Raw genomic sequence first — 17,590 nt, forward strand, 5'->3', positions numbered from 1 at the left:
ACGAAGGATGTCGAGACAACAATCTCGTCATCCTGCGCATGGTTGATGATTGCCCATATCCGCAGAGTTCTGCGAAAAATCAATCAAACCGCTTTCTGATTCAGGCTCTTAGGCTGTTCTCCGTCTTTCTGATGAGAAATATTGAACAGATCACGAATATCGGGATTGCTCAGGAGGCGACGATACATCTCCGTCGTTATTGTCAGGCCATGGGCTTCCAGAGCCGGAACGCAGGCTTTGATGATCGCACGGGTTTTGTCGTCCAGCGGGGCAGCCATCGGGGATCCTTAAAAATGTAGATATTGTATATATTTTAAGTATCTTCAGTGCTGTTATGGTGTCAATCATCCAGACGAGTACGTGCGTCGCGTTTTCCGACATATCGATAAACGCCATTGATCCAGATCATAGACACGGAAATCTTCTGATCATCAGGCGTTATCCTTTCGGACAATATCACCACGCAGCATCAGTCCGGATAATGACATATCGTTACTGATATTCCGGTTCTCTCAGTCATATCAGTTCACGAAAGAACGTATTTTAAAAAGTATATTATGATGCGGTTTTTTCGGAAAACTCCCGGATAAACCGAGCTGTCATTCGTGGCCATCGAAAGATATTGACATCAGCAATCAACGGCCTGTCGCGCGTCTTCAGAAGCGATAGGAACTTCCGCAGGGATCAGATCGAATATAAAAGAACGGGAAACATTGAAAACATTCATTCGACAGTTTCCGAAGTTACAGGCAGCCACAGAAGGGAAGTATTCCTCTGTAAGATAAATAATCACGAGAAAAATGGATGCTTCCACAACTATCCACCGGCATGCTGCCCAGAAGTCTGCCGGAGACCAGGAGACAACCCGCAACACGGAGTGATACCGGTTCCGGCCCCGTTCCTGTACAATCATCCCGCCGTGTCCGCCGACCTGACGTGCCCGGGCTTTTTCACTCACACGGAAACCTCTATCACAAGGGACGCGTTATCTTGCGTCGCCGTAAAGGATGCCTCCGTGTCACATAAAAACGTCGCCCTGCTCCTCTCTCTTTCAGCCCTGCTCGCCGGTGGCATGTTCACGGGCGGCGTTGCCGTCGCGCAGCCAGCATTCAGAGGAAGCCAGGTCAGGACTCTGCCCATCGCCGCAGCGCTCGCGAACAAAGATCGTCCTGAAGCGGACCGGGCAGCCGACGCAACCCGTAAGCCCGCAGAACTGCTCGCCTTCGCCGGGATGGCGCGCGGCATGAGAGTCGCCGACCTGATGCCGGGACAGGGTTATTTCACCCGGATCTTCAGCAATATTGTCGGAAAAACCGGCCATGTTTACACTGTGGTCTCCGCCGAACGCGTCGCGCAGAAACCTGACGCGGCAAACGCGGTGAAAGCAATCGCTGCCGATCCCTCATTCGCCAATGTCAGTGAAGTGACCACCCCGATCACCGCCCTGACCCTGCCCGGTCTCGTCGATATGGCCTGGACATCCCAGAATTATCACGATGTCTACGGCCAGAGCCCCGAATCTGCACTGGCATTCGATAAGGCCGTGTTCAGAATACTCCGTCCGGGAGGTGTGTACATCGTCATCGACCATGTCGCCACAGCCGGAAGCGGAAGTGAGGCGCCGAAAACACTCCATCGGATCGACCCCGCTCTGATCCGTGATCAGGTCACAAAAGCCGGTTTTGTTTTCGAGAGTGAAAGTGCAGCCCTGAAAAACCCGTCCGATCCGCATACGGCAACAGTGTTCGATCCGTCTGTCCGTGGCCGCACCGATCAGGTCGTATTCAAGTTCCGCAAACCTGGCCGCTGAAAACGATTTTGTGGTTATCCTGTCCGGCCTCTGCCATCCCTTGCGACTTCCCTCCTGACAGACCACTTTGCGAGACAAAGCCAGTATCGTCAGGGGGAAGAGGTGAAGGTGGAGGAACTCTATCTCGATAACGCAGCGACCACGCCATGTGACCCGCGCGTTATCGAAGTCATGATGCCCCTTTTCGCGGAAGACTTCGCCAATCCGCACAGCACTACTCATGCCCCGGGCGAGCGGGCCGCAAAGGCCGTCGAAACCGCCCGCGCCGGGATCGCCGCCCTCATTGGGGCCGATCCCCGCGAAATCATCTTCACGTCCGGCGCCACCGAGGCCAACAACCTCGCCATCAAGGGCGCCGCCCGATACCGCGCCCGCCACGGCGACGGCCGGAAACGCATCGTCACCGTCGCAACCGAGCATAAATGCGTGCTCGAAAGCGTCCGCGATCTCGCCTCCGAAGGGTTCGACCCCGTCATCCTGCCGGTTGACAGGAATGGCCGCCTCAATCCCGATCACCTCCGTGAAGCCGTCTCCGTCCCGACCGCCCTCGTCAGCATCATGGCCGCCAATAACGAAACCGGCGTGCTCCATGACCTCCCGGTCCTCAGTCGCATCGCCAGAGACGGCGGCGCGCTCCTCCATTCCGACCTCGCTCAGGCTGCCGGAAAAACAGCCCTCGACGTCCGCGCCCTGGATCTCGATCTCGCGTCCGTTTCCGCTCACAAGATGTACGGTCCGAAAGGCGTCGGCGCCCTCTTCGTCCGCCGCCGTCCCCGCATCCGTCTCGAACCTCTGTTCTCCGGCGGCGGCCAGGAACGCGGCCTTCGCTCCGGCACGCTGCCCGCCGCCCTCATCGCCGGCTTCGGCTGCGCAGCGCGGATTGCCACCCGCCAGGGTGAAGCCGATGCCCGCCATCTGGCCCATCTCGCAGAAGCACTCTGCAACAGTCTGCATGCCCGCCAGGTCGCTTTTTCCATCAACGCGAAAGACGCTCCCCGCCTGCCCGGAATCCTCAGCCTGCGCCTGCCCGGCGTGCCCCCCCTGGCTCTTATGGAGCAGGTTCCGGAACTGGCCCTCTCGGTCGGTTCGGCCTGCTCATCAGCCGATCTGGCACCATCCTACGTGCTCACCGCCATGGGCCTTTCGCCCGAAGAAGCCGCAGAAAGCTTGCGTCTCTCGCCCGGACGTTTTACGACGCCCGCCAGTATCACGCGCGCGGCCGACCTTATCGCCTGTGCCGCGCAGCAGGTGAGGGGAGCAGGACCCGCCTGGAACAGATCCCGGTCAGATGCGCGCATCTGACAGACTATCTGGCCGGGCGACGATGCTCACAAGACAACAATACCCGGAGCATGAACCCGGAAGGGCCGCCATCGCGCCATGCCTCCGCGACAGCCGTAACGAGAGACCTGAATGCCGCACATGATTTTCGTCGAGCCCGATGGCACAGAACACAAGGTCGATGCCCCTGTCGGCCTCTCCGTGCTCGAAATCGCCCATAAGCATGGCGTCGATCTCGAAGGCGCCTGTGAAGGCTCGCTCGCCTGCGCCACCTGCCACGTAATCGTCGATCCGTCCTGGGCTCCGAAACTCGCCGAACCGACTGAAGACGAGGAAGACATGCTCGACCTCGCGTTCGGCCTCGAAAAAACCTCCCGCCTGGGCTGCCAGATTGTTATGACAGATGCCCTGGACGGCCTGACCGTTCGCCTCCCGCGCAAGAGCTGATCTCAAACCCATGCTGACACAGACCGCTATCGGAAGGGCTCTGCCCCTGACCCGCCAGAGGCCGCAGACCTCCGGGCAGCGTTCTGTTGTCACGCAGGCAAAGACCTCAGGGCTCCGCCCTGAAACCCGGCAAAGGTCCGTGACCTTTGCCAACCATTTTATAACAGACAGCGCGCCGGGAGCAGCACGATGACCCGCATCCTCGTCGCCATGTCCGGAGGCGTCGACAGTTCCGTCGTCGCCGCCCGCCTCGTCGCGGAAGGCCACGATGTCGTCGGCGCCACCCTCCAGCTCTACGATACCAGAGGCGAAGCGAAAAAAGGCGCGTGCTGCGCCGGCCGGGACATCCAGGACGCGCGCGAAGTCGCCGAACGCCTCGGCATTCCGCATTATGTCATCGATGCCGAACAGCGCTTCCGTGACAGCGTCATCGAAAAATTCGCGGACTCCTACGCCGGCGGCGAAACCCCCGTCCCCTGCGTCGCCTGCAATCAGGGCGTCAAGTTCACCGACCTGCTCGGCCTCGCCCGCGATATCGGCGCCGACGCCATGGCCACCGGCCACTATGTCCGCCGCGTGGCAGGCCCGGACGGCGCCGAACTGCACCGTCCCCTCGATACCGACCGCGACCAGAGCTGGTTTCTCTTCGCGACCACGAAAGAGCAGCTCGACTTCCTGCGCTTCCCGCTCGGCGATATGCCCGACAAACAGGCTGTCCGCACCGAAGCCGAACGCTTCGGCCTCGCCGTCGCCGACAAGCCCGACAGCCAGGATCTGTGTTTCATCCCCAAAGGCTCCTACGCCGAACTCGTGGAAACCCTCCGTCCCGATATACGTGGCGAAGGCGAGATCGTGGACCGCTCCGGCAAGGTCGTCGGCCATCATGACGGCGTCACCCGCTTCACCGTCGGGCAGAGCAAACGCCTCGGTGACGCCGCCCGCCAGGATGGCGAACGCCAGATGGTCGTCGGCATCGAACCCGCCCGGAAGCGCATCATCATCGGTCCCCGTGAAACCGCTGCCGTGCTGTGCTGCCGTCTGCGCGACGTGAACTGGCTCATTCCGCCCCCGGATGAAGCGGCCGGAGAAACCGTTCGCTGCATGGTCCAGCTCCGCGCCCGTGAGAGGCCCCGTGCCGCCACCATCCGCCGCAGTGGCACCGGCGCGGAAGTGGTTTTTGACGAGCCCGCCATGCCCGCGCCCGGTCAGGCCTGCGTGCTCTATGACGGCAGCCGCGTCCTTGGTGGCGGCCTGATCTGCCGCGCCCCGGTCGCGACGCCCGACCCTGACAGCGAACGCTCGACGGCCAGCAACAAAGCAGGTTAGAGTTTCACGAATCGGGAGAAATCCGGGCTCCGCACGGGCCCGGCAGGTCTCTCAGGATTTGTTTCTGAAGCCTGCAACAGACTGTGCGGACAAACGTTGTTACTTCGTTCACGGGACCGGACAATAAGAAAAATATGAACGACACAGCATCACACGCCCCCGCACCCCACGATCTGCCCGTCAGACTCCTCATCGTCGAAGATGACCCGGGCATGCGCACGCTCCTGAGCCGCACGTTGCAGGCGGACGGATATCGCATCCGCGCCGTGCCGGATGCCCGCTCAATGTGGGACGCCCTCGAAACCGAAGCCGCCGACCTCATTATCCTCGATGTGATGATGCCCGGCATGAACGGCCTCGATCTGTGTCGCGCCCTGCGCCAGGGTGGCATCAAAGGCAATGTCGAAGACGAAGCCTTCACGCGCATCCCCATCATCATGGTCTCAGCCCGTGGTGAAGAACTCGATCGCGTCCTGGGCCTGGAACTCGGCGCCGACGACTATGTCGCCAAACCTTTCGGCCAGAAGGAACTCCTCGCCCGCGTTCGCGCCGTTCTGCGTCGCGGTCAGCAAAACGGCATGCCCGCACCCGACCGCCAGCGCCGTGAAGTCATCAATTTCGCCGGCTGGTCGCTCGATCTCCGACGCCGGGAACTCTTTGATCCCACCGGTGCCGCCGTCGAAATTTCCGGCGCCGAACACGATCTCCTCGTCAGTTTTCTCGATAACCCCCAGCGCGTCATCGGCCGCGATCGGCTCCTCGAACTGTCGCGAACCCGCCTGGGCGATGTCTCAGATCGCTCCATTGATGTTCTGGTCAGTCGCCTGCGCCGGAAACTGGGGTCCGACGCCGATAACCTGATCAGAACCGTCCGCGGCCAGGGCTATATCTTCACGGCCCCCATCGAACGGGTCTGAGAGGCTGTTTCAAAAGCCCCTCTGCCGGCGATCCGACGCGCGTTTTCTTCGCTCCGATGCTCACGGCCGCTCCGCGTCCATGCTCAAAAACACATGCTGGTCACGCCCCTCAGGGGGCGTTCCCGTTCGCCAGTGAGGCTTTTGAAACAGCCTCTGAGCCTCTCCTGCCCCGGAGAGCCCTGCTCTCCGAAGCCCGGCAACGGACATACACATGTCCTGAATAAACCAGGGGTATGGAGAGGCCTGTGGTCCCTGCCGGGACCAGGCAGAACCAGGCCTGTCCCCGGTCCTCACAAACCCGAGGTCATACCGTTTGATATCCAGAGCTGAATTCAGGACGCACGAACGCAGCATCCGTCTCTGGCCGCGTGGCCTCGTCGGTCGCGTCATGCTCGTCCTCCTCGCTTCCATCGGCCTCGTCTTCGTCGTCAGCTGGACACTCTATGAACACGCTGAAGCCTATATCGAGGACGGTGATCGCCTCAATCTGATCGGCGAACGTCTCGCAACAGACGTCCGCGTGCTCGACGGGGCCGCGCCCGCCACCCGCCCCATGCTCACGACCATGCTCTCCACCAACGATCTGCACATGATCTGGCTCCCCGCCGGCGCCCCGCCCGACAGCGAACCGGAACCACCACGCATGGCGCAGCTCCATACCCAGCTCGTCACCGCCAACCCGATCCTCGCCCGCGCGCAGCTCCGGCTGCACTCCGGCCGCCCCGGCAAATGGACCGACGTTACCGGAACCATCCTGCTGGCCGATCACAGCCAGATCCGCTTCACCGCCCCGGACATCCTCCGCAGTCATGTCGTCACCCGTGGTCTCGCCACCGCCACCATCGTCACTCTCTCCGTGCTGCTCGCCGCCGGCATGCTCGTCCACGCGCTCAGCATGCCCCTGAGGGCCCTGGCCACCGTCGCCGACACCGTAGGTTCAGGCGACTGGGAGCCTCTCAAAGAAAAAGGTCCCCGCGAAGTCCGTCGCCTCGCCCATGCGATCAACGAGATGCAGAAACGGATCACGCACCTCATCGAAGACCGCACCGAAGCCCTGGCCGCCGTCTCCCACGACCTCCGCACCCCGCTTGCCCGTCTCCGCCTCCGCGCCGGCTTCCTCACCGATGCCGAGGCCCAGGACGCCATCGAAGCCGATATCGATGAAATGGAAGCCATGGTCGGCGGCGTGCTCGCTTACCTGTCCGGCGAAAAGAAACGCGAACGCTCACGCTCCATCGATCTCGCCGCGATCCTGACCACGATCGCCGATGATGTCCTCGATCGCGGCGGCGCTGTCACATACGACGGTCCCGGTCGGCTGCCCGCGCACCTCCCGCCCCTCGCCATGAAAAGGGTCTTCACAAATCTCGTGGAAAATGCGCTGCATTACGCCGGATCAGCCGCCATCCACCTGACAGAACAAAACGGTCAGATCATCGTCGACGTCGAAGACGACGGCCCGGGCATCCCCGAGATCGAACTCGATCGCGTCACCACAGCTTTCTATCGCGTCGAAACCTCACGCTCCCGCAAAACCGGTGGCCTCGGCCTGGGCCTCGCCATCGTCAAGCGCGAAGTCGAACGCGTCGATGGCACCTTCACCCTTGAAAACCGCCCCTCCGGCGGCCTCCGTGCCCGCATCATCGTGCCAGCCTCGTCGTAACTCACAGTTTTTGAGGTTCCGTTCGACTCTGCGAGAGACTCGCAGAGCTTTGCTCAGGAACCCACCGGAAACATTTTATTCCACAGGACAGGGGGGGAAGTCGTCGTGCGCAGTACGCCTTCGCGTGACGCTCCCTCCAGATCCGGGCTCAGAGCCCGGGCTTTCTTCATGAAGGTCAATTTTTATGCGGGTTGGTATAATACCGGAGGTTGTGAAGACTGACCTGTTGATGAGAGCATCCGGGCTCAGCCCGGACCCCGCAGGCCCCTGCACCCCGGTCTGCTGATCATAAAACGGTTTGCAAAGGCGAGCCTTTGCCGGGTTCCAGGGCAGAGCCCTGCCAGATCCTCCGGTATAAGGCATGATCGCTTCTTTTTTAACGGTGTCCGGACTTATCATTAAAAATTGCACACTTATATTTTTAATGAGCTGAACACTCGTTTCAATTAATATTGTTCACGCGGAACCATGCATGAAGAGTAAGAAATGGCAGATGGAAAACATATAAACTCTGCAATCCTGTCTTTCGCAGGAAGGCAGTTTTATTTTGATGATATCGATGGCGCGGACCAGGTCGCCAGTCAGATCAGGGCCGGCACATTCGAGATCCCCCTCCCTCTGATGGTTATGGCTCACATGACCAGGATGAAGGGGGTATTCGTGGATGTCGGTGCAAATAGCGGGCTTTACACAATACTGGCAGCAATAACAGACCCTGATATATCTGTTTTGTCTTTTGAGCCATATCCTGTTGTTCGGGATATTTTAAATAAAAATGTATTAAGAAACGGGCTTGAGGGAAGAGTTGAGATATTCGGGACTGCTCTGAGTAATATGGTCGGAGAATTTCCGTTATACATACCAGACGATTCTCACGGTCTGATCGAGACAAGCTGCTCTCTTGAAAGCACATTCAAAAAGCAGCACAAAGGCTCAGTGAATGTGAAAGTCACCAAGCTTGATCTGATGAATATTGTAAATCCGATCTCCGTCATAAAGGTAGATATCGAAGGACATGAATGTTCTTTCCTGGACGGCGCGAGAAAGACGATCGAACATCACAGACCGGTCATTTTTTGCGAAATGCTCTGGGGAGTCGATACGAAATTCTATCAGAATTTCCTTCCTCAGATGGGATATGTCGATTTCAGATTGCGCGAAGATATTGCAATCCGTGATTCCATCACTCGTTTTGACGTCAAATCTCTGAATCATGCGCTCGTTCCTGTGGATAAACTGCCTGTGTTCTATGATTGCTGCCGAACGCACGGTATTGAGGTGGCTGAGAGTGTCGTGATCTAGTTTGCCTGACGGAGGGATACCTCTCCCCGCGCCGATCAGATGATCGCGGAGACGAGGGTGCAGAATTGTTTCTCCGCAAACCAGCCTCGAAATGAACAGATGATCGTGATTCATGGCTTTGCGCTATGTCCCGAAATCACGATGGCCTGGATTACGTAAGTAATACCAGAGGATCTGGCCTTTGACCCGCTGGGTTTGCCCTGGAACCCGGCAAAGGCTTGTCTTTTCAAACCGTTTTATGATCAGCAAACCGGGGTGCAGGGGCCTGCGGTCCCTGCCGGGTCCGGGCAGAGCCCGGAGACTCTCACCCACAGGTCAATCTTCACAACCTCCGGTATAAGCGCGTTGCGCGACGCGGAAAGAGCCCCCGTGTTGTCACACCTGGTTGCCTGTGGCGGCCGTTTTCGCCTGATCGGGACTACGGAAAATTGCAGCGCGCGTAAGCATTACATCATTCGCAAATACGCCTGATCGTTGAGAGCACTTTTGCCTGGCGCAAGCGTTGTCTTCATTTCTTATCGTCCATATCCGCAAAACTCATAGAAAAATCACCACCTCAGATCATTCTCTGATAAACTTTCTGCCTCCGGTGCCGTTTAACCGGGATAACGCCATTTTCGGAACGAGCTCCAGGTGACGCACCGCGTCGTAACACCGGCGCCGCGTGACAGGGCTGCCTCGCTCCGCCGATCATGGAGGTCATCATGGCTTATAAAACAGTCAATCCCTATACGAACGAGACGACGGCAACATTCCCTGATCTCAAAGATACCGAACTGTCGGCGTGCCTCGATCAGGCACAGGCCACATACGAGGACTGGTCCACAACATCCTTTGCAGACCGGCGCAGGATCGTAAAAAAGGCCGCGCAGCTTCTTCGCGAACAGACAGACGATTACGCACGCCTGCTCACGCTGGAGATGGGCAAGCTATTTCGGGAAAGTCAGGCCGAAGTGGAACTGTCCGCATCGATCCTCGATTATTACGCGGATCACGCAGAAGAATTCCTCGCCCCTCAGAAAGTGGATGACGTCGCCGGGCGAGGCGATCATGCGGTGATCATCAGCCAGCCCATGGGCATTATCCTGGCGATCGAACCATGGAATTTCCCTTATTATCAACTCGCCCGCGTGGTGGGGCCACAATTCATGGCCGGCAATGCAGTCATGGTTAAACACGCCTCGAATGTTCCGCAATCCGCTGCCGCGTTCGAGCGGCTGTTCCTCTCAGCCGGCGCTCCCGCAGGCCTTTACACCAATCTCTATGCCACCCACGAACAGCTCGAACGTCTGATCGATGACCCGCGCATCATCGGCGTGGCCCTGACCGGCAGCGAAGGAGCAGGCGCAAAGATTGCTGCCCGTGCCGGACAGAATCTGAAAAAGACTACGATGGAACTCGGCGGCAGCGACGCGTTCATCGTTCTGTCCGACGCCGATATGGATCAGGCCGTCAAATGGGCAGTCTGGGGGCGCATGAACAATGGTGGTCAGTGTTGCGTCGCATCGAAGCGTATCATCGTCATGGATGACATCGCCGATGAGTTTCTCTCACGCTTTCAGCAGGCCCTTGAAAAGATGCAGCCCGGAGACCCGATGGATGACGCAACGGGCGTGCCTCCGATGTCGTCGCAGGGTGCTGCCGACCAGCTCAGAAAACAGGTGGAAGAAGCCGTTCAGCACGGCGCAAAAGCCCTGAGAGCCGGTCCCGTTCCACCGACACAGGGCGCCTTCGTGCAGACGACAGTCCTCACCGACGTCAAACCGGATAACCCTGTCTATCATCAGGAGCTTTTCGGTCCCGTTGCCATGTTCTTCCGTGCCAGGGATGAAGATGAAGCGGTGCGGATCGCAAATGACAGCCCCTACGGCCTGGGTGGATCAGTCTTTACCCGCGATACCAGCCACGGCGCCGAAGTGGCCGCACGGATCGAAACCGGCATGGTCTTCATCAACCATCCGACCTGGACCCGTGCCGATCTCCCGTTCGGTGGCATCAAACGATCCGGTTACGGACGGGAGTTGTCCTCACTGGGGATACAGGAATTCGTCAACAGAAAGCTGATCGACATCGTCCCGGCTGACGCCGCCGCATAAGCGGCGCCCTCCCGATCCATGCTGTCGGGCTCATCTGTCCTCCGTCACTGCGGCGTAAGCTCCAGCCGGAACACAGGCGCGCCCGGCAGCAGCGGCCTCGCTTCTCCATGAACCCATGCCTCATGTCCGCTGCCATAATAGGGAAGAACCGGATTCGCCGCCTGCCCCATCGGCATCTCAAGCAAACCGGTTTCTTCATGCCCGGGGCTCACCACCAGCCGCTCCGATGCGCCAAACCCCGGCACCTGAACCCGCGGCACAACAGTGTCGCCCGCTTCCGGCTCATTCTCCGGGTCCGTCAGATGCCCCAGCAACGGCACCGCCCGTGCCAGCGGATGATCGATACCAACCCGATTGATCGCTCCCCAGGTGAAATGATCCGGCCCACCCGCCTCCCCGACATCATGTGCCACCTTTTCCAGGATTGCCGCCTCAACGGCGTCCCAGTCCCGGAACGGCGGCGGAACCAGCCCCGGCGGTCGCTGTGTCAGCACCGTTTCAACGGCCCACGCACTGCGTGGTGGCGCCCGAAGTCCATGTGACTCCGGCAGTGTCAGACCGTGGGCCCACGCCCCGAAAACGGTCTCGATGGCCCGTATCCGGTAATCACGAACCAGACGATACCCAATCGAGTCCGGCACCGCCCTTTCGCCCCACTGCGCCACAAACGGCTTCATCACCGCAAAATCATGTTGTCCGGATCGGGCATCCAGCGCGCGAAGCAGAAGCGCCTGCCACCCACGCAGCACCGTCGCATGGTCATCGAGCTGAATCGCCAGGAAATCACCTTCACTGAACAGAGATTTTTCAAAAAGATCATCGCGTATGCGCCCGGCCCGCAGCCCGTCCGCATACCCTCCGTCTCCGAGCGTCGTTAAAGCCGCCCCGCCCACAACACGCCCGTTGGCGGTCCACAAACGACCGGAGGGCGGATCGATAATTTCCGGAACTTCCGCTGGTGCAAGATAACCATTCCAGCCGTGCTGACCGTCCGCCCAGGAATGCGGCAGCCGGTCGTCCAGACCGACGCGCCGCGGAACAGGCCCGATAATGGTCCAGCCAATATGCCCCGCGCTGTCAGCCACCAGCATATTCTCATGTGGCAAAGCCGCGACATGCGCCGCGTCCAGTGCGCCCCGCACGTCATGCGCGGCCTCAAGCGCAAGAATGCCGCGTATATCGATCGCATTGTCATCCTCCGCGCTCCACCGCCACACCAGTGGCGCCCCGGACGAATCATGACCCGTCACCGGCCCCCAGATTGTCTCTTCAATCCGCTGCGCTGTGCAACCTGATCGACCGGAGCAAAGGTTTTCAGTCACCACTCCGACAGGACGGGGACCATCAGGCGTCAGATACCGCCAGGGCTCACCTGCCGCGGTTCCCTGCATCAGATCGAGGCGGATCAGATCGCCGCTCTCAATATATCCATCTGTAAAAGCCCAGGCGATATGCGTGTTGCTGCCCACAATCTGAACAGGTTCCCCAGGCAGTGTCACACCCGTCAGATCCAGTGTCGGAACTGTAGTCTCCGACGCCCTCACGATCTGACGCGCCCGATACCAGATGTTCGGAACACTGAGGCTGAGATGCATGTCACCCGCCACCATCGCCGCTCCCGTAGCAGTCAGATGTCCCGAAACAGCAAAATTATTAGAGCCCCGTTCAGGCTCAGGCGAATGCACGACAGACGGAGAACCGGGGGCGTCAGTTCCGCCGGACAGCGAGGCCGGCATAGCAGGCGCTTCAGCCACCGACCCGTCAGCCGGTGCATCAAGCGGCGTGTGTTCCGGGTCCAGAAAGGCCGTCATCTCCGGCCCCAGCCGATCCCGCAGACCTGCCCTCAGGCGCTGAGCCGCGCCATCATCGCTCTGAAGGTCGAAATACATCGCGTAAACAACAAGAAGAGAATCAATATCCGTCCATGGACGCGGTGCCTCGCGCAGAATCGCATACTCAAACGGCACATGTCCCAGCGCCGCCAGACCCGCGTTTACACCCGCTGTATAAGCAGCGAGCAAAGCCCGGCTGTCAGCATCCTGCCGCGCCAGAACCCGTTCAGCATGATGGCGAAACCGATGCAGACGACGGCGCCGATCCAGCGGCACAGCCACCTTCCCCACTATTTCCGATAATTCCCCGGCCCCGGCCCTGCGCATCAGGTCCATCTCGAAAAACCGTTCCTGACCATGAAGAAAACCAAGGCCCCGTGCCAGATCCGTACGATTTCGCGCCGTAATCGTCGGTATGCCCTCTTTGTCGCGCACAACGCTCACCGATGCCGAAAGTCCGGCAAGTGGCACCCGCCCCGAAAGCACCGGCCGGCTGGCATAAAGCACCCAGGCACTGTAGCCGACGCCAGCGGCAGTCAGTCCCGCCAGCACCGTTACCGCGGCAACACCAATGCGTCCTGCACGAAAGCGTCGTCGGCCAGATCCTGATGAGATGCCCATGGTCTCTTAACTATGTTGCGTAAGCGCAGTGTAATGGTGTCGTACAGGGAACCGCAAATAACCTTCGCGGATCAGCCGGACCCGTAACAGATCACCCGTCCCCCTCGTCCAGGCCCGTGACATCGGCCCCGGTCTCCATTTTTGTTTTTTGACCGCTCCTGGATTAGGGTCAGCGACCAGCACCGTTCCACAATCCGGATTCATCATGCCTGCTCCAGTTTCACAACCCGTTGTTGCTCCCCTGACCCGTGCCGCTATCTTCCTGGTGCTGACCATCAACCCGGGCAGCAAAGCCGAAACAGCCGTCAAAAGCCTTTGCGCTGATCTCTCGGCACTACGTCGCACCGTCGGCTTTCGTGACCTCAACGGCCAGCTTTCCTGTGTGACGGGCATAGGTTCAGACGCCTGGGACCGCCTGTTCCCAGGACCCCGCCCTGGAGAACTGCATACATTCAGGGAAATCAGTGGTGTTCATCACGCTGTTTCAACTCCCGGCGACCTTCTCTTTCATATCAGGGCCACCCGGCCGGATATGTGCTTCGAAATGGCATCCCTCATTATGGAACGCCTCCGTCCGTTTACATCGGTCATCGACGAAGTTCACGGCTTCAAATATTTTGATGACCGGGATCTGATTGGTTTCGTCGATGGTACGGAAAATCCGGAAAATGCCGCTGCCGCAGAGGCAGCTTTCATTGGTGATGAAGATCCTGCCTTCACCGGCGGCAGCTATGTCATCACGCAGAAATATCTTCACGACGTCGGCTCATGGAATAAAATTCCTGTCGAGACTCAGGAAAAGATTATCGGTCGTAAGAAACTTTCCAATGTTGAACTTGATGACGCAGCCAAACCCGACTACGCGCATAACGCTCTGAACGTCGTTACCCGTGACGGCAAACAGATCGATATCGTTCGCGATAACATGCCCTTCGGTGAAACTGGTAAAGGCGAATTCGGCACGTATTTCATCGGATATGCCCGCTCGGTCTCAACGACGGAAGAAATGCTGAACAACATGTTTGTCGGCAAACCCGCAGGCAATTACGACCGGCTGCTCGATTTCAGCCGCGCCGTCAGCGGCACTCTGTTCTTTGTGCCAACCGTGGGTTTCCTTGATGACGTGCAGGCGTAACGAATCCGGGCTTTGTCAGGTCAGTAAAAAGCGGCTTTGACGTGAGACAGGGCGGGGCTCTGCCCCGAACCCCGGCAAAGGCTCGCCTTTGCAAACCTTTGTTATTTTCACAAAATGGGGTGAAGGGATCAGAGACCCTTTTCGGGTTCGGGGCAGAGCCCGGAATTTCCCCCTGTCTGAAGCAAAGCAACGTCATAACAGAGAACTGAATAAATCCTCTGGTAAGTCCGGCAGAGACAGGAAGGCTATCCCTGTCATGTAACCCTGAACATCACTCATGAAGAGACGCAGCCACTCCGGCAATCGATCCATAGCGTCGGACTGGCACGCTGGCGATCATCTCCTCCGCTATCGTAAGCCGGATCATCCGGAAAATGCTGACTGCGTGCTTCGCCCGCAATTCAACCCGGCGGTCCCTCATACATCCCTGCCCGATCAGCACCGGACAGATCTCACCCCGCGCTCCATAAACCACCCGCCATCAGATTTCAGCGATAATCCCGCCTCGCGATCTTCCTCCGGAATGCCTCAGTCAGACCTGAACGATTTCGAAATAAAAATGTCCATAACCTTCCGGAATCTCAGTCATCACCTGTTCTGTCCCGGAAACAACCCAATACGTAATCTGCTGCACAGCGTAAAAAATCCGGTGGTCCGGCCCGGCAGAGACATGTTTACTCCCCGTTCTGGTACCCACATTCACACAGGAACTTCTGATCGTTTCGTCCGTCATAAATCCGGCAATCGTCCCGGCCTGCATTGTCAGTCCTCAAAGCCTGTGCGACATCTCCCCCCGACAGCATACAGTTCACCTCCCGGCCTGCCGCCGGAGGTTCGCTCTGTCTGGTGTCAGACCCGCCGATACGTTCATGTCCGCATGAAACGTCGGTTTCCCCATTCCGCGGAGATACAGGGAGGGATCCGGTGCACGATGTTCAGTCTCTCCCGCTCGCCGCGACGGATGCCGGTGCTGCACTCGCAGATGGTCTGGTCTGGGCTATCCTGTGCAATTCCGGTGAGAAACCGGAAAAACTCACTTCGGAAGAGGTCACGGACCGTCTCGCCGGTGCTCCGCTCGGCCGTCCCGGCTGGGCCTGGTTCCATTTCGACATTGTGCATACCGTTTCCCGCGCTCAGGTGGATGCCATTCCCTGCCTGCCGGAAGATGTAAAACAGGCCCTGACCAGCACCGATCGGGGCGCGCGGCTGGAATCCGAGGACGATCTCGTGTTCGGGGCTCTGCCTGCCTTTGACGATGCCGCCTCGGACGATGACCGCGACGTCTGCATCTGGCGCTTCGCGCTTCTGCCCGATCTGCTGATCACGACCCGCCGACACCCGATCCCGGCCCTGGGTGTCGTCTACCGTGAACTCCAGCGCCAGAAAGTGCCTGAAAATCCCGCCTGCCTCGTCGATCGTGCTCTGCTCGAATTCGCCGATACCGCCCGCCGGGATCTGTCGCGCCTCGACGACCATCTCGATCGTGCCGAAGACGTGCTGCTTCTGCTCGACCGCGACACCGATCTCGGACGCATGGGCGGTATGCTCGGTCAGGTCCGCCGTCGCTCCACCGAACTCCGCCGCGTCATCGCTCCGGTGAACCGCATCTTCCATGATGAGGAACTGGAACTCCCCGAATGGGCAGAGGATGACCTGCGCGACCGCTCCCAGCGCCAGATCCATGGCGCTCTGGACGATCTTCTCGCCCTTCAGGACCGTGCCCGCTCTCTCCAGGACGAGCTGACATCGAACCAGGCGGAAGAAACCAACCGCCGCCTCTACATCGTCTCCGTCGGCACGACCCTGATGCTGCCCGCGACATTCGTCACGGGTTTCTTCGGCATGAACACGGGCGGCATGTTTCTTACCGGTGGATCATGGGGCACGGTTTACGCAGGTTTCATCTGCTTTCTCATCATGCTGGGAACCTGGTTCGTGCTCAAGCTCAGCCGGATGCTCTGACGCATCCTGAAGCAGAGCTTTTTCAAAAACGTGGCCACGTTAAGCACAGTCAGGCAGAGCACACGGTATCGAAGTGTCGAAGTGAAGCAATAGCCTTGTGAGATTCAATAAAAACTCGCATCAACGCAATAAATTGCTTCCGGTTGCAGACGTTTCAGTCAGATCAGGATCACGGAAAAACAATCACTGGCCAGAAGAACTTTTGTTGTCCTCGCGCTTTAATGCCGCAAGACGGCCACGACACCGTATCAGAGCCAGCAATGTTGTCTGCGTCAGATGCGATCGTCCTGTGGCCCTTTTCAGAAAGGTTGCTTCTCAATGTTTGGTTCCAGACAGCTCGCTCTCCTTGCCACCTGCGGACTGGTGCTTTCATCTGCTGGTGTGGCTTACGCACAGACATCACAGCAACTTCCGGCCGGCACGACGCTTTCTGCTCCGCCCCCGGGCTCCATCCCCGTGACCAATCCGGCAGACGCTGCATCCGCTCCAAGCCAGGGTGCTCAGATGGTTCACGGCGTGACCGGCGCAGCCACGTCAGCCACGCCGGGTGCGCTGAACGAAGGCGGTATGCCCTCCATCGACAGCGCCAGTCCCGGAAACGTCGCCGGCCTGCTGTCCTACTGTATTCACAAAAAATACGTCTACGGGACAACGCCACGCAGCGTGGCCCGTGGTCTCGCAAAGCGCCAGGACGTGAAGAACGATCAGGCTTACTCACTTGGCGGCCAGGGCCTGCTGCAGAATGGCAGTTCCACTCCGTTTGACATCTCGACACTCAACAAATCTCAGCGCGTCAAACTGTGCAGCGATCTGACGAAGAAAGGTCAGACCCTTAACTAAAACAGTCCTGCCGGGTTCGGACTGAGTCCGAACCCGGCAGAAGCCCTGGGCTCCTGCGTCATTTTATATCGACGGATAATATCAGAGAGGCTGGCCTTCGATCTGTGTGAGACTGGTGGCCTCTCTCCTGGGCCCCACCAAAGGTCACAGACCTTTGGAACCGGTTTGTTCAACAGATCGGGGTGAAGGGGTCCATGACCCCTTCCGGGTCCGGGCAGAGCCCGGATGCTCTCATCCACAGGTCAATCTTCACAGCCGCTGGTATAAGCCCGTTCTCAGAGGTCACTTCTCCTGGTCTGGTGTCACGGGAAGCACTTCAGTCCTTGCTGTCAGCCGATGACACCAGACCACCCTGCAT

At 59.0% G+C, this 17,590-nt stretch carries 13 protein-coding genes and 2 pseudogenes; 12 read left to right on the forward strand and 3 right to left on the reverse strand.

The window, feature by feature from the left end; genetic code table 11:
• Positions 1-99: pseudogene (locus GOB85_RS09895) on the forward strand (IS5/IS1182 family transposase); the annotation flags it as partial.
• A 2-nt stretch (positions 100-101) separates the two neighbouring features.
• Here the strand turns inward: GOB85_RS09895 and GOB85_RS09900 are convergent.
• A pseudogene (locus GOB85_RS09900) lies at positions 102-278 on the reverse strand (nitric oxide dioxygenase); the annotation flags it as partial.
• 737 nt (positions 279-1,015) lie between these two features.
• On the opposite strand from GOB85_RS09900, the gene GOB85_RS09905 reads away from it, so the two are divergent.
• From GOB85_RS09905 to GOB85_RS09940, 8 genes are all read left to right on the forward strand, one after another.
• Positions 1,016-1,810 carry a class I SAM-dependent methyltransferase gene (locus tag GOB85_RS09905; protein WP_338421703.1) on the forward strand — a complete coding sequence of 265 codons (795 nt, stop codon included), beginning with the start codon at positions 1,016-1,018 and terminating at the stop codon, positions 1,808-1,810.
• A 108-nt stretch (positions 1,811-1,918) separates the two neighbouring features.
• The gene (locus GOB85_RS09910; RefSeq protein WP_173577389.1) at positions 1,919-3,112 is read left to right on the forward strand and encodes an aminotransferase class V-fold PLP-dependent enzyme; all 1,194 of its coding nucleotides are present in this window, start codon (positions 1,919-1,921) and stop codon (positions 3,110-3,112) included.
• 111 nt (positions 3,113-3,223) lie between these two features.
• Positions 3,224-3,538, forward strand: coding sequence for a ferredoxin family 2Fe-2S iron-sulfur cluster binding protein (locus tag GOB85_RS09915; protein WP_173577390.1), 315 nt, complete (start codon positions 3,224-3,226; stop codon positions 3,536-3,538).
• 189 nt (positions 3,539-3,727) lie between these two features.
• Positions 3,728-4,864 (forward strand): tRNA 2-thiouridine(34) synthase MnmA, encoded by a 1,137-nt coding sequence (mnmA, locus tag GOB85_RS09920; RefSeq protein WP_173577391.1) that lies wholly within the window; start codon positions 3,728-3,730, stop codon positions 4,862-4,864.
• A gap of 134 nt (positions 4,865-4,998) precedes the next feature.
• On the forward strand, positions 4,999-5,781 hold the full coding sequence (locus GOB85_RS09925) for a response regulator (protein ID WP_173577392.1): 783 nt from the start codon (positions 4,999-5,001) through the stop codon (positions 5,779-5,781).
• A gap of 388 nt (positions 5,782-6,169) precedes the next feature.
• Positions 6,170-7,444: an ATP-binding protein gene (locus tag GOB85_RS09930; RefSeq protein WP_173577439.1), complete on the forward strand. Its 1,275-nt coding sequence runs from the start codon at positions 6,170-6,172 to the stop codon at positions 7,442-7,444.
• A gap of 486 nt (positions 7,445-7,930) precedes the next feature.
• Complete coding sequence (locus GOB85_RS09935; protein WP_173577393.1) at positions 7,931-8,746, forward strand: FkbM family methyltransferase; 816 nt, start codon at positions 7,931-7,933, stop codon at positions 8,744-8,746.
• A 704-nt stretch (positions 8,747-9,450) separates the two neighbouring features.
• Positions 9,451-10,842: an NAD-dependent succinate-semialdehyde dehydrogenase gene (locus GOB85_RS09940; protein ID WP_173577394.1), complete on the forward strand. Its 1,392-nt coding sequence runs from the start codon at positions 9,451-9,453 to the stop codon at positions 10,840-10,842.
• 44 nt (positions 10,843-10,886) lie between these two features.
• On the opposite strand, the gene GOB85_RS09945 is transcribed toward GOB85_RS09940, so the two are convergent.
• Positions 10,887-13,295 (reverse strand): penicillin acylase family protein, encoded by a 2,409-nt coding sequence (locus GOB85_RS09945; RefSeq protein WP_173577395.1) that lies wholly within the window; start codon positions 13,293-13,295, stop codon positions 10,887-10,889.
• 205 nt (positions 13,296-13,500) lie between these two features.
• Between GOB85_RS09945 and GOB85_RS09950 the strand changes: the two genes are divergently transcribed.
• The gene (locus GOB85_RS09950; RefSeq protein WP_173577396.1) at positions 13,501-14,430 is read left to right on the forward strand and encodes a Dyp-type peroxidase; all 930 of its coding nucleotides are present in this window, start codon (positions 13,501-13,503) and stop codon (positions 14,428-14,430) included.
• Between the two features lie 271 nt (positions 14,431-14,701).
• On the opposite strand, the gene GOB85_RS19065 is transcribed toward GOB85_RS09950, so the two are convergent.
• The gene (locus GOB85_RS19065) at positions 14,702-14,851 is read right to left on the reverse strand and encodes a hypothetical protein (protein ID WP_206752437.1); all 150 of its coding nucleotides are present in this window, start codon (positions 14,849-14,851) and stop codon (positions 14,702-14,704) included.
• Positions 14,852-15,354: 503 nt separating this feature from the next.
• On the opposite strand from GOB85_RS19065, the gene GOB85_RS09955 reads away from it, so the two are divergent.
• Together GOB85_RS09955 and GOB85_RS09960 are read left to right on the forward strand one after the other, a co-directional pair.
• Positions 15,355-16,392 carry a CorA family divalent cation transporter gene (locus GOB85_RS09955; protein ID WP_173577397.1) on the forward strand — a complete coding sequence of 346 codons (1,038 nt, stop codon included), beginning with the start codon at positions 15,355-15,357 and terminating at the stop codon, positions 16,390-16,392.
• Positions 16,393-16,710: 318 nt separating this feature from the next.
• Entirely contained in the window at positions 16,711-17,232 is a 522-nt protein-coding gene (locus GOB85_RS09960; RefSeq protein ID WP_173577398.1) for a DUF2501 domain-containing protein, read from the forward strand.
• Positions 17,233-17,590 lie beyond the last annotated feature (358 nt).

The organism is Acetobacter fallax, from assembly GCF_011516735.1.
GTDB classification, from domain to species: domain Bacteria; phylum Pseudomonadota; class Alphaproteobacteria; order Acetobacterales; family Acetobacteraceae; genus Acetobacter; species Acetobacter fallax.

Excerpts from the sequence above, each read along its gene's own strand:
- mnmA (WP_173577391.1), top strand. The coding sequence starts at position 3,728 with ATGACCCGCATCCTCGTCGCCATGTCCGGAGGCGTCGACAGTTCCGTC.
- GOB85_RS09945 (WP_173577395.1), bottom strand. The coding sequence starts at position 13,295 with ATGGGCATCTCATCAGGATCTGGCCGACGACGCTTTCGTGCAGGACGC.
- GOB85_RS19065 (WP_206752437.1), bottom strand. The coding sequence starts at position 14,851 with ATGAGGGACCGCCGGGTTGAATTGCGGGCGAAGCACGCAGTCAGCATT.
- GOB85_RS09940 (WP_173577394.1), top strand. The coding sequence starts at position 9,451 with ATGGCTTATAAAACAGTCAATCCCTATACGAACGAGACGACGGCAACA.
- GOB85_RS09950 (WP_173577396.1), top strand. The coding sequence starts at position 13,501 with ATGCCTGCTCCAGTTTCACAACCCGTTGTTGCTCCCCTGACCCGTGCC.
- GOB85_RS09960 (WP_173577398.1), top strand. The coding sequence starts at position 16,711 with ATGTTTGGTTCCAGACAGCTCGCTCTCCTTGCCACCTGCGGACTGGTG.
- GOB85_RS09935 (WP_173577393.1), top strand. The coding sequence starts at position 7,931 with ATGGCAGATGGAAAACATATAAACTCTGCAATCCTGTCTTTCGCAGGA.
- GOB85_RS09915 (WP_173577390.1), top strand. The coding sequence starts at position 3,224 with ATGCCGCACATGATTTTCGTCGAGCCCGATGGCACAGAACACAAGGTC.
- GOB85_RS09930 (WP_173577439.1), top strand. The coding sequence starts at position 6,170 with ATGCTCGTCCTCCTCGCTTCCATCGGCCTCGTCTTCGTCGTCAGCTGG.
- GOB85_RS09925 (WP_173577392.1), top strand. The coding sequence starts at position 4,999 with ATGAACGACACAGCATCACACGCCCCCGCACCCCACGATCTGCCCGTC.